Raw genomic sequence first — 26,278 nt, 5'->3', positions numbered from 1 at the left:
CAACGATCAGATGAAATTTCATAACGGTCAGTCATGATGGCCCTCTTGGCAACCAGAGGACATCATTTTAACCAAGGCGACTTTTCAGACAAACCCTAGTGGTCTTGAATGCGACTGTTCGTTCTATGAAGAGAACAATAAAGCGAGTCGGGACTAAGGCTTAGCTCTTTGAACGAGGTTTCGAACACATCCAGCAGCCCTCTGACCGCGGGAAGCAGCCCACGGCGTGAAGCAAACACGGCGTGCACGATCCCGCACTTTGGCCGATGCTGACTGAACAGTTCCACCAGACGTCCGTCCTGCAAGGCTTCCCGGACAATCAGTTCCGGCAGTTGCGCCACCCCAACCCCTTGCAGGGCGGCCTGCAGCATCATGTCCAGATCCGAGCTGATCAGCCTCGGCGTGTGGCGAATTTCAGCATAGTGGCCGGAAGTAGTTTCCAGCAGCCAGCGATGCTCATGGCTTGCAGACGGCGTGTCGAGGCTGGGCAGTGATGATAGCGCCTCGAGTGTCGATGTTGCGGACAGCCTGGCAGCCAGATCCGGGCGTGCGACCAGACGTTGAGCGCTGTGCCCGAGCAGCTTGACCACCAGCCCGTCGTCTTCCAGCGGCGGGAAGTGCACACGCAACGCAATATCGATGTTCTCCGTCAGCGGGTCGACACGGCGGTTGGTACTTTCGACCTGCACCTGAACCTTCGGGTGATCGGCCGCGAACCGGGCAATGGTCTCGTTGAAGCCCATCGCCGCCAGTGCCGGAGGACAGCTGATCGCCACCCTGCCCTGCGGCTCGGATTTGGAACGCAGAATCGCCTCTTCGGCAGCCTCGGCTTCGACCAGCATTGCCACGCAGTGAGCGTAGTAATCGCGCCCGCTCTCGGTCACGGCGAAAGTGCGCGTCGAGCGGTGAATCAGCCTTACACCCAGGCGCTCTTCCAGCCCGGCAATACGACGGCTGAGCTTGGACTTGGGAATTCCCAGTTTACGGCTTGCGGGCGCAAAGCCGAGGCATTCGACCACCTGAACGAAATAAAACAGATCATTGAGATCAAACACCCGGCCACCTCGCTTTCAGAGCCGCGAGTATGCAGCGCCATGGCAAGCCTCTCAATACCGGGTTTCAGATCCCGCCAGCTCACTCGGCCGTCAGGAATGCCAGCACCGGCACCGTAAATGATTCCCCGGCCTCGACACTGGACAGATGAGCCGCGTGCAATTCGATCATCTGCGAACCTTTAATGCGCTCGACCATGAAGCGCTCGTCCGCCGGGGTGGTTACCGCATCTTCAGTGCCGCAGACGACCAATACCGGCAACTGAATGGAGGCAATCTGCTCACGGAAATCTGCATCACGCACGGCAGCGCAGTTAGCTGCGTATCCCTGTGGCGATGTGCGGGCCAGCATACCGACAACCGTGTCGACCACAGCAGGCTCGGCGTGCGCAAATGAAGGCGTGAACCAGCGCGCAACAGAAGCATCACGCAATGCAACCATGGCTGACTGCCCGTCACGCAGAACGGTTTCGATGCGGGGGCTCCAGATATCAGGGTTGCCGATTCTGGCTGCCGTATTGCACAGCACGACCTTGCGCAGGCGCTGCGGCGCATTGATCGCCAGCCACTGACCGATCAGGCCGCCCATGGACAAACCACAGAAAAAAGCCGTGTCTATGTGCAGCGCATCCAGCAACGCCAGCACGTCGCGACCATTCTGCTCGATGCTGTAACTGCCCTCGCTGACCAGCGATTTGCCATGCCCGCGCGTGTCGTAGCGCAACACCTGAAAATGACGAATGAACGCAGGAATCTGGTTGTCCCACATATGCAGATCAGTGCCCAGCGAGTTGGACAATACCAGCACCGGCGCACCGGCCGGGCCTTCGAGCAGGTAGTTCAGTTCACCATCGGCGAGTTGCACGGCAGACATTCAAGACTCCGGAGAAGGACAAACCTGCACACTAATGAGTGTCGCAGCAGCATACAATCCGCTGATCGAATATCCGTGCGGCTATCGAACAGCTTACCGCTCGACGCCTCACTGAAGGAGCATTCCGTGAACAAGACCCGTCACAAAGAAGACATCGCCCTGTTCTGCCTGGACTTGCCAGGCGCCCGAGAGGATTACAAATGGGGCGGTGTGCGCGTATTTTCCGTTGCCGAAAAAAAGATGTTTGCGGTCATGGACCTGGTCGGCCAGGACCTTTCATTCAAGGTCCATCCGGAACTGTTTCTGGGTTACGTGGATCGGCCCGGCATACGGCCTGCGCCTTACCTGGCCCGCGCGCACTGGATCAGCGTGGCAGGCCTGCACACACTGAGCGACTATGAAGTGCGTGATCTGCTGACCCGCTCCCACCAGCTTGTAGTCGGCAGGCTACCGAAACGACAGCAGATCGGCTTGAAACTATAAAGGCAACAGCTGTAAAAGCCGCTTGCCCAGAAACAGCCAGTCAAGCCACAGCACCTGATGCGCCAGCACGATCAGCCAGAACACGATCTGGAAAGATGCCTTGCGGGTCTTGTGCCGAAACACCTGTTGCGCCAGCAATGCTCCGGGCCAGCCACCGAGCAGCTCGGTGGCATGCAGGACGTTCTCAGGCGTACGCTGACCGCCGTTTCCGGCCTGTCGCTTGTCATGCCTATAGAGCACAAACGCCAGCAGGCTCATGACTATCAAAGCCAGCGCCGGGATCAACGTGACCTGCCTGAACCCCAGCGACGCCGAGCCGTAGACCGGTAGCACACACAGCAGCAGGAACGCCGACACCTTCAGGCGCAATTGCCGGACCGGTGCCCTGCCCCGACCGGCTGGCCGCTGCGGCTCGCGAGCCCGCGTCATGCCTTGGCCGATGCCCAGTCGATCCAGCCAAACTGCCAGGTCGCCAGAATCAGCAGGCCGAAGGCGATGCGATACCAGGCGAACACTGCATAGCTATGAGTTGCGATGAACTTGAGCAGCGCGCGAACTGCGATCATCGCGAAGATGAACGAGGTAATGAAACCGATGGCAAACACCGCGAAGTCGTCCGGGCGAAACATGTCCCGGTATTTGTAGCCCGAATACACGGCTGCACCGACCATGGTCGGCATGGCCAGAAAGAACGAAAATTCGGTCGCTGCCTTGCGTGACAAGCCGAACAGCAGGCCGCCAATGATGGTCGAGCCCGAGCGCGAGGTGCCGGGGATCATCGCCAGGCACTGCACCAGCCCGACTTTCAGCGCATCGCTCCAGGTCATGTCATCGACGGTTTCGGTGCGCACAGTGTGCTCGCGGCGCTCGGCCCAGAGCATGATCACACCACCCAAGACCAGCGCCGTTGCCACGGTAATGGCATTGAAAAGGTAATGGTGGATCATGTCGGCAAAGATCACCCCCAACACCACGGCCGGCATGAAGGCGATCAGCAGGTTGAGGGTGAAACGCTGCGCTTGCTGTTGCTTCGGCAAGCCTGTGACAACGTCGAGAATCTTGCGCCGAAACTCCCAGACCACCGCCAGAATCGCACCCAGCTGGATGATGATATTGAAGGCCATGGCGCGCTCGCCGCCAAAATCGATCAGGTCGGCGACGATGATCTGATGCCCTGTACTGGAGATCGGCAAGAACTCCGTCAACCCTTCTACAACACCCAATATCAACGCCTGAGCAGCGGTCCAAAGATCCATCATTCCCCCATGAAGCGATGCCGCAGGCTCGCTGTTTAATGTTGTCGTATAAAAAATGCTTGCCACTATGCCGTCGCGTGCCTGAACGAAGCTTGAAGAAAGTCGCGCAAATGCAAGGCGCGGAATGCTAGCAGACCTCCGCGCACAAAGCCTGCTGACGTGCAGCCTGACGCAACACAAGCTCCACGCCGCGCGCAGAAGCGCATACAATCGCCGCCCCTGCCCCTCACAACCCTAACCAAGGAGCCGCCATGTCCGGGCTTGAACTCTTCGCTGCCGCCATTGGCGTTATCGCGGTCTGGCTGACAGTGAAGCAGAATCCCTGGTGCTGGCCAATCGGGCTGGTGATGGTGGTGATCTACATCTGGATATTCTTCGACGTGAAGCTGTATTCGGACATGCTGCTGCAGGTCATCTATGCAGGCTTGCAGATCTACGGCTGGCTGCAGTGGACTCGCCATGGCGACGGCCTGCCGGTCAAGGCTGTCACTGTGCTGCCGAGCCATTCAGTGCTTAAAGGGCTGGCTGTCGGCGCAGTCATCAGCCTCGCGCTGGGCGCTGGCATGGCGCATTTCACCGACGCCGCACAGCCATGGCTTGACGCAGCTCTCACGGGCTTCAGCCTGGTGGCACAAGTGTGGATGGCACACAAACGCGTTCAGTGCTGGCCGCTATGGATTGTGCTGGATGTGATTTTTGTCGGCCTGTTCATCTACAAAGAGCTGTACCTGACCGCTGCACTCTATGCGCTGTTTACCCTGCTGGCCGTACAGGGCTGGCGCGAGTGGCGTAACGATCTGGCGCTGGCGCGATGAAAGTCCTGGTCCTGACCGGGCCTGAGTCCAGCGGCAAGAGCTGGCTGTCGGCCGAAATACAGGATCGGTTCGGCGGCGTGCTGGTCGGCGAATACGTACGTCATTTCATCGATCAACAGGGGCGCGATACCCACTACGCCGACATCCCGGCCATTGCTCGCGGCCAGCTGGACTGGGAGGATACTGCCCGCGCCAGCGAGCCGCACTTGCTGATACTCGACACACACTTGCTGAGCAATGTGCTCTGGAGCCGAACCCTGTTCGGCGACTGTCCGGCGTGGATCGAACAGCAACTGCTGAGCCGCTCCTACGACCTGCACCTGCTGCTTTCACCCGAGGGCGTGGACTGGATCAGCGACGGGCAACGCTGCCAGCCGCAGTTATGCGAACGCCAGGCCTTCTTCGACAGCAGCCGGGAATGGCTGGACCACCATCGGCAGGCCTATAAAGTGCTGGGCGGTGACTGGCCGCAGCGCCGCGAGCAGGCGATGACGGCTGTCGCGCAGTTGCTGGGAGCTCAGCGAATCTGATGCTTGTGTAACAGCCGATAGAAGGTCGGTCGCGATATGCCCAGAACTCTGGCCGCCACACTCAGATTGTCACTGTGGCGGGTCAATACGTCGCACAATGCCTGACGCTCGGCACGCGATTTATATTCCTCCAGCGTGCCCATGCTGCCAGCACTGTCTTCTTCGCCCAGCAAGCCCAGGTTTGCCGCTTCTATCTGCCGGCCTTCGGCCAGCACCAGCCCGCGCCGTACCCGACCGGCCAGCTCTCGCACATTGCCCGGCCAGTCGTGCTTGCCCAACGCCACCAGCGCATCCTGACTGAAACTGCGTGCTCGCCTGCCGCTGTCCTGACTGTACAAATGGGCGAAATGGTTGGCCAGCAACGCCAGATCGCCATGACGCTCGCGCAACGGCGCCACCCCGACCTGCAGCACGTTGAGCTGGTAATACAGGTCTTCACGAAAGCGCTTTTTCCGCACAGCCGTTTCAAGATCCTCACGGGTCGCGGCCAGCACCCGCACATCCACTGCAATCGACTCACCGCCGCCCAGGCGCTCGATTTGCCGGTCTTCCAGAAAGCGCAACAGCGACGCCTGGGTTTCCAGCGGCAGATCACCGACCTCGTCAAGCAGCAGCGTGCCGCCGTCAGCAGCTTCAAGCAGCCCGATCCTGTGCGCCTGAGCACCATCAAACGCATCATCCTCATGACCGAACAGCTCGGCCTGGATCGAATGCCCGGTGAACGCACCGCAATCCACGACGACAAAGGGCTTGCCGCGTCGCTGAGACTGTACATGCAGGCTGCGTGCGATCAGCTCTTTGCCCGTACCTCGCTCGCCCCGAATCAATACCGGTGAATCGATAGGTGCCAGCCGGCTCAACAACTTGCGCAGCTCACGAATGGGCCGACTGTCGCCCAGCAGCTCGGCCTCGGAAAGCGCCAGCCCGCCTTGCGCTTCGGGGCGGCCAGCCGCGAACGCTTCGTCCAGCGTGCCATGCAACCGCGCTGCATCGAAAGGAAGAGCGTGAAAATCGAAAAACCACTGGCAAACGAAATCGCCTATTTTTTCGCGTTGCAGATCGTTGGCTGACAGCACTGCAACCCAGCGCATGTTGCTATGGGCGACAAGCACTTGAAGCCTGGGCAATTGTTCGAAATGACCGGACGTCAGGCGAATCAGGCCCACGTCATGATCGGGATTGAAGGTAGAACCTGAGGTGCTTTCCTGCACCGTCCATCCGGCATCACTCAAAGCAGGGATCAGAGGATGACAGTCGTCACCGCCGTCGATGATTAGCAGACGTCGCGTTGGGGCCGATCCATGCATGAAGTTTCCTTGGTGCCCGACGTGGAGTGGGATTTTTAAAAGCTTTTCATAAACAGCATGTTGGCGAGCCCAACTATCACACTAGCAACTTTTTGACGCAGCGTTGTACCGTTTGGGTCTAACGCTCATAACCCTCTAACACTAACGCCGTCGCTGCTGAAGGATGTTTATTTGCAAGGTCACGCGGGCGACCCTTGAAAAAAATTCGCATATTTTTCGTTGAAGGGTGTGACTCATGCCCCCTTGTCGTTCATCAACACAAGTAACCAGCCGGACGGTCAGCCCGCCGCCGTGACTGAATTGATATGGGCACTTGAGGAAAAAACCATGAACGCCCCACTGCGCTTCAACGATGCACTTCTGATCGCTGGACACGCTTTTGAACCCTTCCAGTGTGTTGCCTGGGCACCACAGGATGGTAACGGCGAACTGAGCCTGACGGTGATCGACCGCACCAGCAACCGTATCGGTCGCAAGCAGATCCCGAGCAGCACCTATTCAGACAAGCGGCAACTGGCCAGCGCTCTGGAACAGGCGCGTGCAGAAATCAGCAACGAAGGCTACGACCTTGAGCCTTGGACCATGCCAGCCTGACGCAGGTTTGAGCGTTGCCCGTGCACTGCAACTGACTGTCGTGCCAATGCTTCAGCGCATTGGCACGCAGTTTCAGAACTGCCAGACCTGATAGCTCAAACCGGTTTCAGCTCATCAATGTGCTGATAATCAGCCCCCAGGCTGGTCGCCAGTTCCCGCGCCCTGCCCAAGCGGATCGGGCCTTTCTCGATATCGATCAACACACTCGCGCAATTGAATGCAGGCAGGACGGGTAACTGCTTGATCCTGCCATCGGTCAGCACCATAACCCGCTGCTGCTCGGCCGGATAGCGTTTTTGCCGCTTTGCCAGCCATTCACCGGCCTGCTGGAGCGCTGCAGACAGTGGCGTGCCGCCGCCCGCACCCAGTGCATCCAGCCATGGACTCAATACCGAGGACGCTTTCAGGCCCTGATGTTGCCAGCGTGGCGTGTCACCGCTGGCGGTCAGCAAGGCAAGACGCGCGCGGCGTCGATACGCATCGTCGAACAATTGCGACAACAGCCCCTTCGCCTGGCTCAACGCCTGATGGCGTCGTGTAGAAGCTGAAGCATCGACAATCACCAGCAATAACTCACTGGGACGGCTGCTGCGCGGCTGGCGAATCAGGTCCTTGCGGCTTTTCGGCCGACCGCGCAACAGTGTGGACAACCATTGCACCGGGCCATCAGCACCGGCACGCATGGCCCCTTGTCTGCCAGTGGCCAGTCGACCAGGACGGGGAACGGCATCCGCCCCCTGCGCGATACGAGGGCGGATGCCTAAGGCTTTTTTGGCCAGCTCGGCACTTCGCGGCGTGCGCCGGTAGTGACGGCCTGGGCGGGCAGCTCGCCCCAGTTGCCCTGCCCGCTTTCAGGGTCGGCCTGCCTGCTGGACGATCCGGGCGGCGGCGCTTCCGGGTTTTGTGGTGGCGGGGCTGGCTCGCGCCGCCGATGACGCAAGGCAAACTCGGCGACCGCTTCGATGTCCTGTTCTTCAATTCGACCGGCACCACGCCATGCAGCATGGGCGCGCGCGGCGCGCAGCCAGACCAGATCGGCGCGCATACCGTCGACACCTGCAGCAAAGCATCGCTCGGTGATCATTGCCAATGAATGGTCATCCAGCTCGATACCTGCCAGCAGCTGACGCGCCTGCTCACAACGAAGCTTCAACGCGTCCTGCTGCGCTTGCCATTGTTGGCAAAACATTACCGGATCGCTGTCGAAATCCAGACGGCGACGGATGATCTGACTGCGCTCGGCAGGCTGGGTCTGGCCACTCAATGCGACGTTCAAGCCAAAGCGATCCAGCAACTGCGGGCGCAATTCGCCTTCTTCCGGGTTCATGGTGCCGATCAGTACGAAGCGCGCTGCATGGCGATGGGAAATACCATCCCGCTCGACCATATTGACGCCGCTGGCAGCAACGTCCAGCAACAGGTCGACCAGATGGTCGGCGAGCAGATTGACCTCATCGACATACAGCACACCGCCGTCGGCCTTGGCGAGTACACCCGGGGAAAATTGTGCACGACCCTCGGCCAGCGCGGCGTCCAGATCCAGCGTGCCGACCAGACGCTCTTCAGTAGCACCCAGCGGCAAGGTGACGAACTGACCACTGGCCAGCACATCGGCCAACCCCCGCGCCAGCGTCGACTTGGCCATGCCCCGAGGCCCTTCGATCAATACGCCGCCGATGCGCGGGTCAATGGCGGTCAGGCACAACGCCAGCTTCAGGTCATCGGCACCGACCACAGCGGCCAGCGGAAAATGTGGAGTTTCGGTGATGTTCAGGTCAGGCAAGGTCATCAATTCTCTTCTATGTCCAGGAGCAGGTCTTCCAGCGCCTGCTGATACTCGCCCGGCTCCTGCCAGAGGCCGCGCTGCTGGGCTTCGAGCATGCGCTCGGTCATGTCGCGCAAGGCATCGGGATTGTGCTCGGCGAGGAAATCGCGCGTGGCCGGGTCAAGCAGATAGGCGTCGGCCAGCAGCGCGTACTGGTGATCATCGATCAGCTCGGTCGTCGCATCGAAGGCGAACAGGAAATCCACCGTGGCGGCCATCTCGAACGCGCCTTTGTAGCCATGACGTCTGGCCCCGTCGATCCATTTCGGATTCGCTGCGCGCGAGCGTATCACCCGGTTCAGCTCTTCCTTCAGGGTGCGGATTTTCGGCAGGTCCGGCTGGCTGTGATCGCCATGGTAACTGGCGGTCTTCTGCCCGCTGAGGGTTTCCGAAGCCGCGAGCATGCCGCCTTGAAACTGGTAATAATCGTTTGAATCAAGCAGGTCGTGTTCGCGATTGTCCTGATTCTGCAGCACGGCCTGTACCTGAGACAGACGCTGGGCAAAGCGCTTACGCGCAGGCGTACCTTCATCGGCAGCGCCATAGGCGTAGCCGCCCCAGTTCAGGTAAACCTCGGCAAGGTCCTCACGGCTCTGCCACAGACGGCCGTCGATCGCGCCCTGCACGCCAGCGCCATAGGCACCGGGCTTGGCACCGAAGATCCGCCAGCCCGCCTGACGTGCCGCTTCGTCTTCGCTCAACCCTTCTGCGATAAAACCTTGGCGTTCTTCTCGCACCCTGGCCGCCAGCGGGTTCAGGTCGTCCGGCTCGTCCAGCGCGGCAACTGCCTGCACCGCAGCGTCGAACAGCTTGATAAGGTTGGCGAAGGCATCACGGAAAAAGCCCGACACCCGCAATGTCACGTCCACTCGCGGGCGGTCCAGCAGGCTGACCGGCAGAATCTCGAAATCATCGACCCGCTGGCTGCCCGTCGCCCAGACCGGGCGTACGCCCATCAGCGCCATCGCCTGAGCGATATCGTCACCACCGGTGCGCATGGTCGCCGTGCCCCAGACTGACAGCCCCAACTGACGCAGGTGGTCGCCATGGTCCTGAAGATGCCTTTCCAGCAACAGGCTGGCGGACTGGAAACCGATACGCCACGCCGTGGTGGTCGGCAGATTGCGGACATCTACGGTAAAGAAGTTGCGCCCCGTGGGCAGCACATCCAGACGCCCCCGACTCGGCGCGCCGCTGGGGCCTGCCGGAACGAAGCGGCCGCTCAGTGCATCTAGCATGCCCTGCATTTCGCCGGGGCCGCAGGCGTCCAGACGCGGCGCGACCACTTCACGCAGGCTGTCGAGGATCAGTGCCAGATCATCGTCGACCGGCAGGTCATGAAGCGCTTCGCCTTGGGTCACGCGTTCGATGAGGGCAGCGGCGTAAAGCTCAAGCCGTTCACGCGCATCACCGGCAGTGCGCCACGGGTCACTGCTGACCGCCAGCAACGCAGCGGGACGCGCGCCGGTCCAGGACTCGGCCAGTTCGCAATCCAGGGGGTCAAAATCCAGACCGAACGCTTTGCTCAACGCCCGTAACAGACTCGACTGCGCGCCGCGCCCGTCGCCGCGCGGGATGCGCAGCAGGGCCAGCAAGGTGTCGGTGCGCAGGCGGCCTTGCGGCGACTGACCGAAGATGTGCAGGCCATCGCGAATCTGCGACTCTTTCAGGTCACACAGGTAAGTGTCCAGACGCGGCAGCCACAGCGCCGCATCGGCATCGCTGTCGAGGTTCTCGCCCAGAGCCAGCTCGCGATCTATATGGGTTTCACGGACCAGTTCGAGAATATCCCGTTGCAGCTCGCGCGCGCGGCGCGGATCCAGCAGTTGCGCCTCATAGAACTCGTCGGCGAGCAGTTCCAGATTGCGCAGCGGGCCATAGGTTTCCGCACGGGTCAGGGGCGGCATCAAGTGATCGATGATCACCGCCTGAGTGCGCCGTTTGGCCTGTGCGCCCTCGCCCGGATCATTGACGATAAATGGATAGATGTTCGGCATCGCGCCCAGTACGGCGTCCGGCCAGCAGGTTCGGGACAGGCCGACGCCCTTGCCCGGCAGCCACTCAAGGTTGCCGTGTTTGCCGACATGCACCACGGCATGAGCGCCGTACGCCTTGCGCAGCCAGAAGTAAAACGCCAGATAACCGTGGGGCGGAACCAGATCCGGGTCGTGGTACACCGAGCTGGGGTCGACCTGATAGCCACGCGCAGGCTGAATGCCAACGAAGGTCAGGCCAAAGCGCAGCCCGGCAATCATCATTCTGCCACTGCGAAACATCGGATCGCTGTCCGGCGCGCCCCAGCGGGCATTCACGGCATCACGGTTTTCCTGCGGCAGCTCGTTGAACGCCGCCAGGTATTCCTCCAGTGCCATGCTTTGCTGGCAGGGCCGCAGGTCAATGCTGTCCAGATCATTGGTCACGCCACCCAGCAATTGCTGGATAAGCTCGGTGCCGCTGTCCGGCAACTGTGCCAGCGGATAACCCTCGGCCTGCATGGCGCGCAGGATGTTCAGCGCCGCAGCAGGCGTGTCGAGCCCCACACCATTGCCGATGCGCCCGTCGCGGGTCGGATAGTTGGCCAGGATCAACGCCACACGCTTGTCGCCGTTGGGCAGCCGCGCCAGTTCGATCCAGCGCCGCGCCAGTTGCGCGACAAAATCCATCCTGTCCGGCTGGGCGCGGTAACACACCACGTCCGACTGGCTGCGCTCGCTGCGCCAGGCCAGGTCCTTGAAACTGATCGGCCGACTGATGATCCGCCCGTCCAGCTCCGGCAAGGCAATGTGCATCGCCAGATCGCGCGCACCAAGGCCCTGTTCGCTGGCCTGCCAGGCAGGTTCGTTGTCCTGCGCGCAGATCGCCTGAATGACCGGCACGTTGCGCCGAAACGGGCGCAGATGCGGCGCTTCCGGACTCGACTGGGCAAAGCCTGTGGTGTTGAGGATCAGCTCGATTTCAGCCTCGTCCAGCCAGTCCTCCACCTGAGTGAAACAGCCGGGCTCCTTGAGGCTGGCCACGGCTATGGGTAGCGGGTTGATGCCGTGCGCCTGCAAGCGCGCACAGAACTCGTCGATAAAACCGGTATTGGCGGCCTGCAAGTGCGAGCGGTAGAACAGCAGCGCCACGACGGGCTGTCCTGCAACCCAGTCGGCTTGCCAATCGGTGAGCTGCGCACTTGCCAGTCGAGGGTGGTAAATGGCTGTGCGTGGCAACGGTTGGGGCTCGGTCCAGGAATAGTCCCGGTCCAGCCAGCGACTGGCCATGCAACTATACATTTCCAGCGCATTCTGCAAGCCGCCCTGACGCAGAAACTGCCATAGCCGGTCGCGTTCTGCGGCAGGCACTGTGCTCAGGTCGCTCAGTTCAGGATCGGGACGATCATCACCTGGCACCAGAATGACCTGAACCCCGCGTGCCGCCAGCTCCATCAGCCGCTCGACGCCGTAACGCCAGTAACCGATGCCACCGTGCAGGGAAATCAGAATGACCTTTGCGTGGCGCAGCACCTCATCGACGTACAAGTCGACAGAGGCGTGATTCTGTACCTGCATGGGGTTGGCCAGACGCAGGCTCGGGTAGTCGTCAGGAAGCTGGCGTGCAGCTTCGGCCAGCAGCGCCAGGCTGGAGTCTCCGCTACAGAGAATCACCAGCTCGGCCGGGGTCTGGCCCAGATCGGCAATGCTGTCGTCGGGTACGAAACCGCCGGGCTGGGTTCTCAGTAAATGCATGGGGTCAGCCGACAACTGCAGCGTTGAGCTGCGCTTGCAGGGCCACGGCATCCAGCTCCTGACCAATCAGCACCAGATGCGTGGCACGCTCTTCGTCGGCGCGCCAGGCGCGGTCGAAGTGCTTGTCGAAACGCGTACCCACACCCTGGATCAGCAGGCGCATCGGCTTGCCGGGAATGGCCGCGAAGCCCTTCACGCGCAGAATGCCGTGCTGCACGACCAGTTGATTCAGTGCGTCGAGCAACAACTTTTCATCGGCCTGAGGCAATTTCAGGGAAATCGAATCGAAAGCATCGTGATCGTGGTCATCATGATCGTCATTGTCGTGATGATCATGGTGGGTCTTGCGACCATCGATGTGCAGCTCGGACTCGGCGCCAACACCCAGCAGTACGCTGATCGGCAGACGACCGCTGCTGGCTTCAATCACCTTGACGGCTGGCGGCAGTTCTTCGGCAACTTCGGCACGCACCGCTGCCAGACCTTCGGCGTCGATCATGTCGGCCTTGTTGAGGATCACCAGATCGGCGCTGGCCAGTTGATCAGCGAACAGCTCGTGCAGAGGCGACTCATGGTCCAGATTCGGGTCGAGTTTGCGCTGCGCATCGACCTGATCGGGGAACGCAGCAAACGTACCGGCCAATACCGCAGGGCTGTCGACGACAGTGATCACCGCATCGACCGTGCAGGCGTTGCGAATTTCCGGCCACTGAAAAGCCTGAACCAGCGGCTTGGGCAATGCCAGCCCCGAGGTTTCGATCAGGATGTGGTCCAGATCGCCACGGCGAGCCACCAGCTCGCGCATCACCGGGAAGAACTCTTCCTGCACCGTGCAGCACAGGCAGCCGTTGGCCAGCTCATATACCCGGCCGTTGGCCTCTTCTTCGGTGCAACCGATGGTGCACTGCTTAAGGATTTCTCCGTCGATGCCCAGTTCACCGAATTCATTGACGATGACCGCGATGCGCCGCCCTTCGGCGTTATCGAGCATGTGCCGCAGCAGGGTGGTTTTGCCCGAGCCGAGGAAGCCGGTGACGATGGTGACGGGAAGCTTGGCCAGTGTTTTCATCAGGTGCCCTTTGGCAATGCGGCGGGCAAACAGGACGAGAACCGCATGCCTGGCACACGGATCGGATCGCCACCGGATCACCCCGCCCGGTTGTAGTGAGAATTCGCAGGCCTTTTGGTCAGCCCGGTTCGAGGCAGGTCTCCTGGCTCACGGCGGCATGTGGCAGGCAATCAAGACCGTGCCGACACGCATTCATCGCGCCTTCCCGCCGTAGCAGTGGCTGTGCAATGAACCTCACCGTTTACAGTTGCGGGGGCAGCTGCGGCGTGTACCGCATTCCCGTCTTAGCTCCATGTGTAACGCTTTACGCATGGAGAACCTCGAACCGGCAAGGCTACGCAGTGACCGCAGACAGGTCAATCGTTCAGATTGACGATTCCCCGCCGCCCATGCTCTCCTGTACGCCTTGTTTCGGGTGCCCCTCACGGGGTGAAACGGGAAACCGGTGCGCTCACGCTGTCGAGCAAGTCCGGTGCTGCCCCCGCAACGGTAAGCGAGAGAAGGTCTTATCCACTGTGCCACGGTATGGGAAGGTGACCTTGCAGGCCTTGAACGCGCGACGTTTGAGCCCCTCGCGAGCCCGGAGACCGGCCCGACATCGTTGAATGACAAACCCGCGGTGGGCGGGCGCAGTTGAAACCTTCGGCGTCTGCCGGCAGGTTCCTTTGCGCGTGGCCCGCTTGCCAATCACCAAGAGGGATCGCCATGTCGACCATCAGCAGCAGCCACGCCGCCACTACCAGCTCCACACGCACTCAACGCCTGACAGCCGCCATCAGCGCTGCGCTGCTGGGTGCATGTCTGGTGTACTTCGCCGGTTTCTCGCACATCGCGGCCGTACACAACGCCGCACACGATACACGTCACAGCGCTGCCTTTCCTTGCCATTAAGGACTCCACAATGTTCAAGCGAATCGCACAAACTGCCGGGTTCACGGGCCTGCTTGCGGCCCTGCTGCTGACCGTGCTGCAAAGCTTCTGGGTGGTGCCACTGATCCAGCAGGCCGAAACTTACGAAAACGCATCTGCCGAACAGGTCCATGAGCATGCTGACGGCGCGACTGCCGAACACAGTCATGCGCATGAAGAAGCTGCCTGGGAACCTGAAAACGGCTGGCAGCGCGTGCTGTCCACCACGGGCGGCAACCTGGTGGTCGCAGTAGGCTTCGCCCTGATGCTTGCCGGGCTTTACACCCTGCGTGCGCCGGGCCGCACGGTGCAAGGCGTATGGTGGGGGCTGGCCGGTTTCGCGGTTTTTGTGCTGGCACCCACGCTTGGCCTGCCACCTGAATTGCCCGGCACAGCTGCCGCCGAACTGAGTCAGCGTCAGGCCTGGTGGATAGGTACGGCCGCATCGACTGCCGCCGGGCTGGCCTTGCTGGTATTTGGTCAGAACTGGCTGCTAAAAGTGCTGGGCGTGGCGATTCTGGTCGTTCCTCACGTGATCGGCGCACCACAGCCGCTGGTCCATCAGAGCATGGCACCCAAAGCTCTGGAATCGCAATTCATGATCGCCTCGCTATTGACCAACGCGTTGTTCTGGGTCGCGATGGGGCTGATCAGTGCCTGGCTGTTCCGCAGAAACGATGCCGACCTGCATAAGGCCTGATTCACCGACCGTTCAGCCCGGCGCCTCACTGGTGGCCGGGCTGGGTTGTCGGCGCGGTTGCTCCGCAGCGACGTTGCGCGAGCTGATCGAGAACAGCCTTCGCGTGATCGACCTGGAGATTGCCAGCGTCACTGCGCTGGCATGTATCGACCTGAAAGACCAGGAACCGGGCCTGCTTGAACTGGCCGCGCAACTGGCAGTGCCGCTGGTGTTCTTCAACGCAGCGCAATTGGTTGCGTGGGAGCTGCACCTCACCCATCGTTCTGCGCAGGTCTTCCAGACCACGGGCTGTCACGGTGTCGCCGAAGGTTCGGCACTGGCGCTGGCCGCGCAACTGGGAGACGGCACCGCCACCCTGCTGATCGAACGGCAGAAAAGCGCCAACGCCACATTTGCCTTGGCAATCAGCCCTGCACACAGCGGATAATCTCCCCGCGCTCATCCACTCCGGAGAATTCATTGACTGTCTATTTCATCGGTGCCGGTCCTGGCGATCCCGAGCTGATCACCGTCAAGGGGCAACGCCTGATTCGCACATGCCCAGTCATTATCTATGCAGGCTCACTGGTGCCGCTCGCCGTGCTGGAGGGTCATCAGGCCATGCAGGTGACCAACAGCGCCGAGCTGCATCTGGAGCAGATCATAGAACTGATAAAGGCCGCGCATGCGCAGGGCCAGGACGTTGCTCGTGTGCATTCCGGCGACCCGAGCCTGTATGGCGCCATCGGCGAGCAGATCCGCCATCTGCGGGAACTGGGTATTCCATTCGAAATCATTCCCGGCGTCACCGCGACCGCTGCCTGCGCTGCGCTGCTGGGCGTCGAGCTAACCCTGCCGGATGTTTCGCAAAGCGTGATTCTGACTCGCTATGCCGACAAGACCTCAATGCCCAGCGGCGAGGAGCTGGCCAGTCTGGCCGGTCACCGGGCAACCATGGCAATTCATCTGGGTGTGAACAACCTGCAGCGGATTGTCGACGAGCTCGTTCCACATTACGGAGCCGATTGCCCGATTGCCGTGGTGCACCGCGCCAGTTGGCCGGATCAGGACTGGGCAGTTGGCACACTGGCGGACATTCACGACAAAGTGCAGGCCAAAGGCTTTCGTCGCACTGCATTGATTCTGGTCGGACATGTGCTTGCCGACGACACGTTCAGCGAGTCCTCGCTGTACCGCGCCGGGCATGCACACCTGTTCAGACCGAACTGATATTGGCGAAGGCGGTACTCCCGGCACTGAACAGCGGATCACCCCCGGTCGCTGCTTCCCGTCAGGCAGCCGCCTCGTACAACTTCGGTGCAGCCACTTCGCCACTTTCCAGACTCTTGCGCAGAATGTCGGCCTGCAATGCAGCCGCTTTCATGGCGCGCTCCTTGATATAGCCATAACCACGAATTCGCTCCGGCAGACGTGCCAGGTTCAAGGCGGTATGGCGATTCTGTGCTTGCAGGTGCTGAAGAATCAGTTCGATGTCACGCACGTAACCGTCAATCAGCTCCCTCTCCTGTTTGCGCTCAAGGCTGTGGCCGAACGGATCGAGAGCTGTGCCACGGAGGAATTTGAATTTCGCCAATACATTGAAGGCGCGCAGCATCCAGGGGCCGAAACTGCGTTTGCGCGGCAGGCCGTTGTGCGGATCGCGTTTTGCCAACCATGACGGGGCCAAGTGGAATTCCAGCCGATAATCGCCTTCAAACTGCGCTTCCAACTGGCGGGTAAACTCGCCGTTGCTGTACAGCCGTGCCACTTCGTATTCATCCTTATAGGCCAGCAATTTGAAATAGTTGAACGCAACCGCTTCAGAGAGCATCGGCTGCTGACCGGGAAACACGCGTGATTCGGTATCGCGCACACGTTGCAGCAACTCCACATAGCGCTTGGCATAGGCGCCGTTCTGATACGCCTTCAAGGTTTCGACATTGCTCTGAATACGCTGATCAAGGTCCATTGGCTGCTGCGGCTCGCTGACCTTCTGCTGCGGATTGACGAAGGCTTCGACCGCCGCAGGATCATGCGCGGTACGACGGCCCCAGAGAAACGCCTGCTGATTGAGATTGACCGCCACCCCGTTGAGTTCGATCGCCTTTTCGATGGCCGCCGAGGTCAGCGGAATCAGGCCCAGCTGAAACGCGTAACCGAGCATGAACAGGTTGCTGGCGATGCTGTCGCCCATCAGCCGGGTGGCCAGCGATGTGGCTTCGACGAAGTGGGTCTTCGCAGCGCCGACCGACTCGATGATAGTCTGCTTCATGGCCTCGGCCGGAAACACGGCATCCGGGTTGCGCGTAAACTCGGCAGTCGGCGTTTGCTGGCTGTTGACCACCGCGTGGGAAATCTTGCTGTCGAGCTTGGCAATCGCATCCGGCCCGGCCGCTACCAGCAGGTCACACCCCAGCAACAGATGCGCCTCCCCGGCCGCGATACGCACCGCGAACAAATCCTGCTGACGCGCTGCAATACGGATGTGGCTGACCACCGGGCCGAATTTCTGTGCCAACCCGGCCTGATCGAGCACGCTGCAACCCTTGCCTTCCAGATTCGCGGCATAACCCAGCATCGCACCGACGGTGGTTACGCCTGTTCCGCCAACCCCCGGCAACAAAATATTGAACGGTCGCTCCAGCGACGGCAGTACAGGTTCGGGCAAGCGAGCGAACGCCTCGACTTGCTTGGGCAATGCCGGCTTGCGCAGCTTGCCGCCATGCACGGTGACGAAGCTTGGGCAGAAACCTTCGACGCAGCTGAAATCCTTGTTACAGGCGTTCTGATCGATTTCGCGCTTGCGGCCCTGAGCCGTTTCCTTGGGCAGCACAGACAGGCAACCGGATTTAACCCCACAGTCGCCGCAGCCTTCACATACAGCCGGATTGATCAACGCACGCTTTTCCAGATCCGGCATGGTGCCGCGTTTGCGACGGCGGCGCTTTTCAGTCGCGCAGGTCTGATCGTAGATGATCACCGATACGCCTTTGAACTCACGCAGCTCGCGCTGCACGCTGTCCAGATCACGCCGATGATGAAAGGTAGTAATCGGCGCGAAATTCTGTCGACCCGGGTACTTGTCAGGCTCGTCGGAGACCAGCGCAATACGCTGCACGCCCTCGTTGAACACCTGGCGGCTCAGTTGATCGACGCGCAGTACTCCGTCGATTGGCTGGCCACCGGTCATGGCAACAGCATCGTTGTAGAGGATCTTGTAGGTGATATTGACCTTGGAGGCCACGGCTGCACGCAGCGCCAGATGCCCGGAATGAAAGTACGTGCCGTCGCCCAGATTCTGGAAGACGTGAGGTGTTTCGGTGAACGGTGCCTGACCGATCCAGGTCACGCCCTCGCCGCCCATCTGGGTGAAGGTATCGGTTTCCCGATCCATCCAGATGGTCATGTAATGGCAACCGATCCCGGCCAGGGCGCGACTGCCTTCCGGCACACGCGTCGACGTGTTGTGCGGGCAGCCGGAACAGAAATGCGGAGTGCGCTGGGTGTTGAACAGCGGAGCCTGAAGCGCCTGCTCCTTGTCGCTGAGAAACTGTAGACGTGCCTCGATCTGCGGGCTGCTGTAGAACGGAGCAAGACGCTTGGCGATGACCCTGGCGATCATCGCCGGGGTCAGTTCGCTGAGGTTCGGCAGCAGTGAACGGTCCTGTTCATCGAACTCACCGACCACCACCGGGCGGCGGTCCACGGGCCAGTTGTAAAGCTGCCCGGTCAGTTGATCTTCTATGACACTGCGTTTTTCCTCGACCACCAGAATTTCGTCCAGCCCTTCGGCAAAGTCGTGCACCGAGACCGGTTCCAGCGGCCAGCTCATGCCGACCTTGAGCACGCGAATCCCGACCCGGTCGCACAGCTCCTGATCGATACCCAGCTCTTCAAGCGCCTGACGCACATCCAGATAGGACTTGCCGGTAGTAATGATGCCCAGCCTGGGCTGCGCAGAATCGATAACCACCTTGTTGAGCTGATTGGCACGCGCGAAGGCCCTGGCCGCGTAGATCTTGTAGGTGTTGAGCCGCGCTTCCTGGGCCAGCGGCGGATCCGGCCAGCGGATGTGCAAACCGCCTTCCGGCAGTGCGAAATCTTCCGGAATGCGCGTTTTGACCCGCAACGGGTCAACCTCGACCACGGCTGAAGAATCCACGTTCTCGGCAATGGTCTTCATCGCCACCCAGCAACCGCTGTAACGCGACAATTCCCAGCCGATGATGCCGTAGTCGAGAATTTCCTGAACATTGCTGGGGTTGAGTACCGGGATCATCGAAGCGATAAACGCATGTTCGCTCTGATGGGCAATGGTCGATGATTTGCAGCCGTGGTCATCGCCCGCAAGAATCAGCACACCGCCATTGGCTGCAACGCCTGCCGAGTTGCCGTGCTTGAAGACATCCCCGCAACGGTCCACGCCCGGGCCTTTGCCGTACCAGAGGGCAAACACGCCATCGTATTTGCCGTGGGGGAACAGGTTGACCTGCTGACTGCCCCAGACGTCCGTAGCCGCCAGTTCTTCGTTGATGCCCGGCTGAAAATGGATGGCGTTTTGTTGCAGGTAGTCCTTGGCGTCCCAAAGGCTTTTGTCCAGATTGCCCAACGGCGAGCCGCGATAGCCGGAAATAAAACCGGCGGTATTCAGGCCCTGCGCTTCATCACGTTGTTTTTGCAGCATCGGCAGGCGAGTCAGGGCCTGTGTGCCGGTCAGGTACAGATTACCGGTGGCAAGCCGGTATTTATCATCCAGACGAATATCAGCCAGAGACATGCGGATACCTCTCTTGTTCTTGTCTTGTTCTTATAGGTGTCAGGCTTTTGCGCAGGGACGGTCCAACCCGGCAGCCTTGCCATTAGACTGCCAGCAGCAAAGAGGCTTTTTCTTTCTAAATGCGTGCAAATCTGCTGATATTGAGCATGCTTTTTTCGACCAGAACAAAAAACAAGGTCAATTCATGCAGCCTAAATTGAGCCCCATCGATCGCAAGATTCTTCGTCTACTGCAACATGACGCCAGCCTGTCGGCGGCAGAAATCGCCGAACGGGTCGAGTTATCGCAATCGCCCTGCTGGCGGCGCATCCACCGGCTTCAGGAAGACGGAGTGATAGAACGCACTGTCGCCCTGCTCAGCACTCAGAAGCTCGGCCTGAGCATGACCGTGTTTGTCGAGGTCAAGCTGTCGGGCCATGGCCGGCGCTATCTGGCCGAATTCGAAGAAGCGATCATCGGCCACCCGGAGGTGCTCGAGTGCTACACCATGGCCGGGGGGATGGATTTCATGCTCAAGGTGGTTGCCCAGGACATCGCCAGCTATGAGCGCTTCCTGCGCGATCATTTGCTGCAGTTGCCGCACGTACATGAGGCCCATTCGAACATTGCCATGAGCACGGTGAAACGCACCACGGAGTTGCCGCTGGACTAGAGGGTGTAGGGTGGGAACGAAAAAGAAAAATCCGCCGAGCAGGCGCTGGCGGATTATCTGGGTCGATGAGGGCAATAAAAACATTTGACTTGCAAATGATAATGATTATTATTGCATCAGCGGGTCGCGAGATCCGCTGGATAACCTGGAAGTCTTAGGTCGGCTTCCTGATTATCTCCTCATCAGGCTAATCACGGTTTTTGACCCGGCTTTTTGCCGGGTCTTTTTTTGGTTCTTTCTTTTGGTTTCGCTGCTTCAGGCTAATGAAGTCTGGGTACTGCGCAGGTGTGTAGCAATGGCGCAGATCATAGCAAAGCAACCCTGCTACGGGTCATGTTTTTGCAGCGAAAATGCCCGGATAAGGCATATAAAAAGTAAATGCTGCAACTTTTCACTTGAGAATGATTCTCGTATTCACTAGTCTACTCTTGTAACGGACGATGCCTGTCATTGCAAGGAACAATCCCCGTGGAAGATCAGCGAGCGATACATCATGAGTAATCAGCTCCCTTCTTTGCTGCACCTCCCCGCCCGCCTGCCTGAGCCGCAACCCGCGCCGCAGGTCATCGAACTCGGCCACCGGCTTGGCAAGCTTTCGCGCCGTACCCGGCAGATATTTCTGCTCAGTCGGCTCGACGGTCTGGCGTATGCCGACATCGCCCGTTTCATGAATGTCGATATCGCCCGGGTAGAGCGCGCGATGCTTCGCGCACTGGGCAAGGCACATCTTCAGAGCACCGATGACAGCCGTGCCATTCAGGACCAGGCCAGCCGCTGGTATGTGCACTTGCAGAGCCCTGCTGCAACGGCCAGTGAACGCATCGAATTTCGCCACTGGCTGGACGCCGATGCTGCACACCTCTCAGCGTTCCAGAACAGCGAGCGCATGTGGCGCCAGTTGCAGGCACCCGCCCTGTTGCTCGGTGCGTCCGGCTGGCATCGGCGCAAGCGACGTGCCTATCTAGTGTGGTGCCTGCTGACGGCATTCATCTGCAGCCTGATGGTCACCGCCGAGGCTATTTCCTGACACAGGATGACCGCTGCGATGAAGTTTACGTCGCAAGGTGCCCGGTTGATCGGTGTACAGTAGCGGCCTGAAAAGGCATCTACGTAAGCAGGCACCTATCTTGACCCTCACGATCAGTTCAGATTTCGACAGTGGCAATATTCAGGTTCTCGACGCAAGCGACCCCGCGCATATAAGCCTGGCGATCCGGCCAGACACGCAAAGCGCGCATTTCCAGTGGTTTCATTTCAAGGCTGACGGCCTGAACGTCGGCCAAACCTATGGTTTCAGCCTGACCAATGCCAGCGAGTCCACCTTCAACAATGCCTGGACCGGCTACAACGCCGTAGCGTCCTACGACCAGCAGAGCTGGTTTCGGGTGCCGTCCGGTTTTGACGGCAAGGCACTGAACTTCAGCCTTGCGCCTGACCAACCGCAGGTCTGGTTTGCGTATTTCGAACCCTACAGCCGTGAGCGCCATGACCGGCTGATCGAACAGGCACAGGAAAAGGCCGGCGCACACTTGCTGGCTGTCGGCAAAAGTGTCGAGGGTCGTGATATTCAGCTGCTGCGCAAAGGTGACGGTGCCGAAGGCAAGCGCAAGATCTGGATGATTGCCCAGCAGCATCCCGGCGAGCACATGGCTGAATGGTTCATGGAAGGCGTGATCGAACGCCTTCAGCAAAAAGACGACGCAGTGCTGCAGCAATTACTCGCCAACGCGAACCTGTATCTGGTGCCTAACGTCAACCCGGACGGCGCCTTTCATGGCCACTTGCGTACCAATGCCAACGGCAAGGATCTCAACCGCGCGTGGCAGGACAGCACTGAAGAACAAAGCCCGGAAGTCTTTTTCATCAAGCAGCAGATGGAAAAATACGGCGTGGACATGTTCCTCGACGTGCACGGTGACGAGGAAATCCCCTACGTATTCACCGCCGCGTGTGAGGGCAACCCGTGGTACACCGCGCATCAACGCCAGCTTGAAGAGCGCTTTCGCAGCCGTCTGTGCGAGGTTAGCGACAGCTTCCAGACGGTCTACGGCTACCCGCGCAGCGCACCCGGCCAGGCCAATGTGAACCTGGCGGCAAATGCCGTGGGCGAACGCTATAAATGCCTGGCGCTGACGCTGGAGATGCCGTTCAAGGACCACGATAACGCGCCGGACCCGGTAACAGGATGGTCAGGCGAACGCTCGGCGCAACTGGCCGGGGATGTATTGACCGTGCTGGCCGAGATGGTTAACGACCTGCGCTGAAGACTCCCGCCTGTCGGCAAGCCGAGATGCCCACTTAAACGTGGGCATTTTTGTTTTTGCTGGCTGTACGGCGTACGATCAAACTCGCCAATGCGATTAATGCCAGCGTGATCACCCCTGCTCCGTAGACATTGCTGGTCATCACCAGCCCTGCCGAGTGGGCAAAGAACCCGGCAACCAGTGCCGGTATGCAGAAGGCCAGGTAGCTGAGTACCAGAAAGGCTGACATCAGCCCACCCCGCTCATGGGCATGCGCGGTTGGCATGAGCATCCGCAGTGCGCCCAGAAAACTTGATCCGAAACCGATGCCCGCCACCACGGCACCGACGAAGAACAGCCACAACATGCCCAGGTTGACCGCCAGTAGAATGACCGCCACACCGAGCGGCAAAAAGCTTGCGCCTACCCACAATCCCAGCACCGGCTCGCGCTGACGCAAGCTCAGAATCGCCAGCGCGCCACTGAGCGTCAGCGCCGCAACCGCCAGGCCACCGTTGAGTGGCGAGTTCAAGCCAGTCGCCGCTGCCAGCAAGGATGGGCTCAGCGACAGAAAAAAACCGCCCAGTGCCCAGGCTGCTATATCCACCGGCAGTACCAGCCATAACATGCGCCGCGACTGCTGCGGAACGTGCAGCGATGGCTTGAGGGATTGCCAGACGCCTGGCTGGCGGCTGACGGTTTCTTCCACTCGGCCAAGGTAAATCGCTTGCGCCACAAAGGCGTCCAACAGGAAGCAGTAACCCAGCACCAGTGGCAACGGCGCGAACTGCACCAGCAGTGCCGTGCCCAGTGCCCCCACCGCCATGCCGAGGATGGGCGAGATGCTGTTGATCAGCGGCCCTTTGACTGAATCGCTGTCCAGCAAGGCAGCCCCCAATGCACTGGCAGCAAGTCCTGTAGCAAACCCCTGCAACAGACGCGCGGCCATCAGCCAGCTAACATCGCTGGCAAAAATGAACAGCAACATCGAAACGATTTGCAGCAGCAAGGCACCGAAAATCACCGGACGCCGCCCCAGGTAATCAGACAACGAGCCACCGATCAGCAAGGCGGCCAGCAGGCTGAATGCATACACTGCAAAAATCAGGGTGAGCACGCCGGACGAGAAGCCCCATGCCTCCTGATACAGGTGATAAAGCGGCGTGGGTGTGCTGGACGCGGCAAAGAAGCACAGTGTAGTGAAGGCCAGAAACCCGAGATGGCTTCGCGCCCGGCCATCAGACTTGAGATCTGATAGCGTCGAACCTTGTGAAGGAAGGGACATGAATACGCTCTCCGCCAATGCAACCTGTTAAAGCCATAAATTAGCTTTTGCGGAGTGTGCGACGCAGGAGCGCTTAAAGCAAATACTTTGTGTTAAGGTCCGCCGTATGGCTATCAAAGAAGCAGTACGCACCGGAGGCCGCAGCGCCCGAGTGCAGGAATCCATTCACCGCGCGGTCCGCGATTTGTTGCTGGAGCATGATCGTTCGGCGCTCAGCGTGCCAATGATCGCGCTCCGGGCGGGCGTTACGCCGTCGACCATTTATCGCCGCTGGGGTGACTTGACCACCTTGCTGGCAGACGCTGCCATTGAGCATCTGCGCCCTGATGCGCCAATAGATCAAGGCAGTCTGCACCAGGACCTGCTGACCTGGAGCGAAATGTATCTCGACGAAATGTCTTCGACTCCAGGTCGCGCCCTGACGCGCGATGTGGTCGCCAGCACCTCTGGCTGTGTAGGCAGGTGCGCGGCAATGGTCCGTGAGCAATTGCAGGTCATGATTGATCGTGCGACGGCTCGCGGCGAAGCCTCGCCGACCGCCGACGACCTGATTGATGCCATCGTTGCGCCGATGATCTACCGGATTCTGTATTCCGAATCGGCCCCCACGCCCGAACGCGTGCGTCAATGGGTCGAGCGCTGCCTGAGTTGAGGCAACACTTGCTGCAGTCAGTGGCTGAAACTCCCGTTATGATGCGCGCCTTGTCCGATATCAATGACCGAGCCTATTCATGCACACCCTCGCAGATCTACGCGCCGGCAAGCTGGCAGGTATCAAACGGCTTGACCTTTCCTGCGGCCTGAGCGAATTCCCGGTCGAGGTATTCGACCTGGCGGACACCCTGGAAGTATTAAACCTCAGCGGCAACTCGTTGACTTCGCTGCCTGACGACCTGTGCCGCCTTACCCGGCTGCGCGTGCTGTTCGCGTCAGACAACGCGTTCACGCACCTGCCGGAAAGCATCGGCCAATGCCAGCAGCTGCAGATTGTCGGCCTCAAGGCCAATCGCATTGAACAGGTCAGCGCCGCAGCACTGCCACCGCGCCTGCGCTGGCTGATACTGACCGATAACTGTATCGAGTACCTACCTGATGAACTGGGCCGTCGCCCGAACCTGCAAAAGCTTATGCTCGCTGGCAATCGCTTGCGTACGCTGCCCGCGACCCTCGCTGATTGCCACAAACTGGAGCTGATCCGCATTTCGGCCAATCGCCTGACCGAGCTGCCGGACTGGCTGCTGAGCCTGCCTGCCCTGGCATGGCTTGCCTATGCCGACAATCCACTGTGCGCCGAGCACCGTGCCGAGCCGATCCGTCAGATCCCGTGGCATCAGTTGAGCATCGGTCAGCGCTTGGGCGAAGGCGCTTCCGGGATCATTCAGCAGGCGCTCTGGCAGCACGCAAACAATGAGCGAATGACGGCGGTCAAGCTGTACAAAGGCAGTGTCACCAGCGATGGCTCACCGCTCAATGAAATGGCCGCCTGCATCGCCGCTGGCCGTCACGCCAACCTGATCGAGGGGCTCGGGCAAATCAGCGGGCATCCCGATCAACAGCGTGGCCTGGTCATGGAACTGATAGCGCCCGACTTCGGCAATCTTGCCGGGCCGCCGAGCCTGGAGTCCTGCACCCGCGATGTCTATGCCCGCGAAACACGCTTTTCGCTGCCGGTACTGTTACGTATCGCCGAAGGCATCGCGTCGGTCACTGCGCACCTGCATGCCAACGGCATCACGCATGGCGATCTCTATGGCCACAACATTCTTGTGCAGGAAGATGGCAACTGCCTGCTGAGCGACTTCGGCGCGGCGTCGTTTCACCCGTCAGCGGTACAGGGAAAGGCGCTGGAGCGCATCGAAACACGGGCATTCGGTATCTTGCTGGGAGAATTGCTGGAGCGTTGCGATGCAGATGAGCAGAACCAGAACGTCATCGAGGGGCTAAGGGCGCTTCAGGCGAGTTGCGTACAGACTGATTGCCAGCGACGACCGTCACTGGCGGAGATTCTTCTACAGATAAAAGCATGGAGCGCGTAAAGCGCTCCATTACACAGTGATCAGCCTGCAAGACCCACGTACACGTTCTGCACGTCGTCGTGATTGTCGATGGCTTCGAGAAACGCTTCGACTTCGGCCATCTGAACCGCCCCGGGTTTCTCGGAGACCCTTTTGTTTGAGTCATGCCACCTGGGCAGACTCGG

At 60.2% G+C, this 26,278-nt stretch carries 24 protein-coding genes and 2 riboswitches; of the genes, 13 read left to right on the top strand and 11 right to left on the bottom strand.

The window, feature by feature from the left end:
- Window positions 1–95 precede the first annotated feature (95 nt).
- Together AO277_RS24190 and pcaD are read right to left on the bottom strand one after the other, a co-directional pair.
- Complete coding sequence (locus tag AO277_RS24190; protein WP_044318972.1) at window positions 96–1,055, bottom strand: LysR substrate-binding domain-containing protein; 960 nt, start codon at window positions 1,053–1,055, stop codon at window positions 96–98.
- A gap of 79 nt (window positions 1,056–1,134) precedes the next feature.
- Entirely contained in the window at window positions 1,135–1,926 is a 792-nt protein-coding gene (pcaD, locus tag AO277_RS24185) for a 3-oxoadipate enol-lactonase (RefSeq protein ID WP_044318973.1), read from the bottom strand.
- Between the two features lie 126 nt (window positions 1,927–2,052).
- Here pcaD and AO277_RS24180 point away from each other — a divergent pair, with 126 nt between their 5' ends.
- Window positions 2,053–2,409, top strand: coding sequence for an MmcQ/YjbR family DNA-binding protein (locus AO277_RS24180; protein ID WP_044318974.1), 357 nt, complete (start codon window positions 2,053–2,055; stop codon window positions 2,407–2,409).
- Here AO277_RS24180 and AO277_RS24175 read toward each other — a convergent pair.
- Together AO277_RS24175 and AO277_RS24170 are read right to left on the bottom strand one after the other, a co-directional pair.
- On the bottom strand, window positions 2,404–2,838 hold the full coding sequence (locus tag AO277_RS24175) for a DUF1294 domain-containing protein (RefSeq protein WP_005731788.1): 435 nt from the start codon (window positions 2,836–2,838) through the stop codon (window positions 2,404–2,406). The genes AO277_RS24180 and AO277_RS24175 overlap by 6 nt on opposite strands.
- Window positions 2,835–3,665, bottom strand: a complete 831-nt coding sequence (locus AO277_RS24170) for an undecaprenyl-diphosphate phosphatase (protein WP_002553266.1) — start codon at window positions 3,663–3,665, stop codon at window positions 2,835–2,837. Before AO277_RS24170 ends, AO277_RS24175 begins: the two co-directional genes overlap by 4 nt.
- A 251-nt stretch (window positions 3,666–3,916) precedes the next feature.
- Here AO277_RS24170 and pnuC point away from each other — a divergent pair, with 251 nt between their 5' ends.
- Window positions 3,917–4,480 (top strand): nicotinamide riboside transporter PnuC, encoded by a 564-nt coding sequence (gene pnuC / locus AO277_RS24165; RefSeq protein ID WP_005731787.1) that lies wholly within the window; start codon window positions 3,917–3,919, stop codon window positions 4,478–4,480.
- Window positions 4,477–5,010: an AAA family ATPase gene (locus tag AO277_RS24160; protein WP_002553264.1), complete on the top strand. Its 534-nt coding sequence runs from the start codon at window positions 4,477–4,479 to the stop codon at window positions 5,008–5,010. Before pnuC ends, AO277_RS24160 begins: the two co-directional genes overlap by 4 nt.
- On the opposite strand, the gene AO277_RS24155 is transcribed toward AO277_RS24160, so the two are convergent.
- The gene (locus AO277_RS24155; protein WP_044318975.1) at window positions 4,998–6,317 is read right to left on the bottom strand and encodes a sigma-54 dependent transcriptional regulator; all 1,320 of its coding nucleotides are present in this window, start codon (window positions 6,315–6,317) and stop codon (window positions 4,998–5,000) included. The two genes, AO277_RS24160 and AO277_RS24155, sit on opposite strands and share 13 nt — an antisense overlap.
- A gap of 327 nt (window positions 6,318–6,644) precedes the next feature.
- Between AO277_RS24155 and AO277_RS24150 the strand changes: the two genes are divergently transcribed.
- Window positions 6,645–6,911: a hypothetical protein gene (locus AO277_RS24150; protein WP_003315350.1), complete on the top strand. Its 267-nt coding sequence runs from the start codon at window positions 6,645–6,647 to the stop codon at window positions 6,909–6,911.
- 95 nt (window positions 6,912–7,006) lie between these two features.
- Here the strand turns inward: AO277_RS24150 and AO277_RS24145 are convergent, their stop codons facing one another.
- From AO277_RS24145 to cobW, 4 genes are read right to left on the bottom strand one after another with little or no spacing between them, the layout of a single operon-like run.
- Entirely contained in the window at window positions 7,007–7,618 is a 612-nt protein-coding gene (locus AO277_RS24145) for a VWA domain-containing protein (RefSeq protein WP_180273462.1), read from the bottom strand.
- 53 nt (window positions 7,619–7,671) lie between these two features.
- On the bottom strand, window positions 7,672–8,700 hold the full coding sequence (locus tag AO277_RS24140) for a magnesium chelatase ATPase subunit I (RefSeq protein WP_044318977.1): 1,029 nt from the start codon (window positions 8,698–8,700) through the stop codon (window positions 7,672–7,674).
- Window positions 8,700–12,464 carry a cobaltochelatase subunit CobN gene (gene cobN / locus AO277_RS24135; RefSeq protein ID WP_044318987.1) on the bottom strand — a complete coding sequence of 1,255 codons (3,765 nt, stop codon included), beginning with the start codon at window positions 12,462–12,464 and terminating at the stop codon, window positions 8,700–8,702. Before cobN ends, AO277_RS24140 begins: the two co-directional genes overlap by 1 nt.
- 4 nt (window positions 12,465–12,468) lie before the next feature.
- Complete coding sequence (cobW, locus tag AO277_RS24130) at window positions 12,469–13,533, bottom strand: cobalamin biosynthesis protein CobW (protein ID WP_044318978.1); 1,065 nt, start codon at window positions 13,531–13,533, stop codon at window positions 12,469–12,471.
- A 115-nt stretch (window positions 13,534–13,648) separates the two neighbouring features.
- Window positions 13,649–13,871: riboswitch (cobalamin riboswitch) on the bottom strand.
- Between the two features lie 58 nt (window positions 13,872–13,929).
- Window positions 13,930–14,143, top strand: a riboswitch (cobalamin riboswitch).
- A gap of 95 nt (window positions 14,144–14,238) precedes the next feature.
- On the opposite strand from cobW, the gene AO277_RS24125 reads away from it, so the two are divergent.
- The 4 genes from AO277_RS24125 to cobM are packed head-to-tail and all read left to right on the top strand — an operon-like array spanning window position 14,239 to window position 16,351.
- On the top strand, window positions 14,239–14,424 hold the full coding sequence (locus tag AO277_RS24125) for a CbtB domain-containing protein (protein ID WP_002553258.1): 186 nt from the start codon (window positions 14,239–14,241) through the stop codon (window positions 14,422–14,424).
- A 10-nt stretch (window positions 14,425–14,434) separates the two neighbouring features.
- The gene (locus AO277_RS24120; RefSeq protein ID WP_044318979.1) at window positions 14,435–15,142 is read left to right on the top strand and encodes a CbtA family protein; all 708 of its coding nucleotides are present in this window, start codon (window positions 14,435–14,437) and stop codon (window positions 15,140–15,142) included.
- Window positions 15,120–15,569 (top strand): cobalamin biosynthesis protein, encoded by a 450-nt coding sequence (locus tag AO277_RS24115; protein WP_005731779.1) that lies wholly within the window; start codon window positions 15,120–15,122, stop codon window positions 15,567–15,569. The genes AO277_RS24120 and AO277_RS24115 overlap by 23 nt, the downstream gene beginning before the upstream one ends.
- 32 nt (window positions 15,570–15,601) lie before the next feature.
- Complete coding sequence (gene cobM / locus AO277_RS24110) at window positions 15,602–16,351, top strand: precorrin-4 C(11)-methyltransferase (RefSeq protein ID WP_044318980.1); 750 nt, start codon at window positions 15,602–15,604, stop codon at window positions 16,349–16,351.
- Between the two features lie 61 nt (window positions 16,352–16,412).
- Here cobM and AO277_RS24105 read toward each other — a convergent pair whose 3' ends face one another.
- On the bottom strand, window positions 16,413–19,898 hold the full coding sequence (locus tag AO277_RS24105) for an indolepyruvate ferredoxin oxidoreductase family protein (protein ID WP_044318981.1): 3,486 nt from the start codon (window positions 19,896–19,898) through the stop codon (window positions 16,413–16,415).
- A 184-nt stretch (window positions 19,899–20,082) separates the two neighbouring features.
- Between AO277_RS24105 and AO277_RS24100 the strand changes: the two genes are divergently transcribed.
- From AO277_RS24100 to AO277_RS24090, 3 genes are all read left to right on the top strand, one after another.
- A complete protein-coding gene (locus AO277_RS24100; RefSeq protein ID WP_002553253.1) occupies window positions 20,083–20,550 on the top strand; it encodes an Lrp/AsnC family transcriptional regulator in 468 nt (155 codons plus the stop codon).
- A 493-nt stretch (window positions 20,551–21,043) separates the two neighbouring features.
- A complete protein-coding gene (locus tag AO277_RS24095) occupies window positions 21,044–21,577 on the top strand; it encodes a sigma factor-like helix-turn-helix DNA-binding protein (RefSeq protein ID WP_044318982.1) in 534 nt (177 codons plus the stop codon).
- A 100-nt stretch (window positions 21,578–21,677) separates the two neighbouring features.
- Complete coding sequence (locus AO277_RS24090) at window positions 21,678–22,814, top strand: M14 family metallopeptidase (RefSeq protein ID WP_044318983.1); 1,137 nt, start codon at window positions 21,678–21,680, stop codon at window positions 22,812–22,814.
- Window positions 22,815–22,848: 34 nt separating this feature from the next.
- Here AO277_RS24090 and AO277_RS24085 read toward each other — a convergent pair whose 3' ends face one another.
- Window positions 22,849–24,078, bottom strand: a complete 1,230-nt coding sequence (locus tag AO277_RS24085) for an MFS transporter (protein WP_044318984.1) — start codon at window positions 24,076–24,078, stop codon at window positions 22,849–22,851.
- Between the two features lie 106 nt (window positions 24,079–24,184).
- Between AO277_RS24085 and AO277_RS24080 the strand changes: the two genes are divergently transcribed.
- The gene (locus AO277_RS24080) at window positions 24,185–24,730 is read left to right on the top strand and encodes a TetR/AcrR family transcriptional regulator (RefSeq protein WP_044318985.1); all 546 of its coding nucleotides are present in this window, start codon (window positions 24,185–24,187) and stop codon (window positions 24,728–24,730) included.
- Between the two features lie 79 nt (window positions 24,731–24,809).
- The gene (locus tag AO277_RS24075) at window positions 24,810–26,114 is read left to right on the top strand and encodes a leucine-rich repeat-containing protein kinase family protein (RefSeq protein WP_044318986.1); all 1,305 of its coding nucleotides are present in this window, start codon (window positions 24,810–24,812) and stop codon (window positions 26,112–26,114) included.
- Window positions 26,115–26,278: the final 164 nt, after the last annotated feature.

This window comes from Pseudomonas amygdali, from assembly GCF_002699855.1.
In the GTDB taxonomy this organism is placed as follows: Bacteria; Pseudomonadota; Gammaproteobacteria; order Pseudomonadales; family Pseudomonadaceae; genus Aquipseudomonas; species Aquipseudomonas amygdali.
Note: the sequence above shows the minus strand (reverse complement) of the source record. Positions and strands in the feature narration are given on the sequence as shown.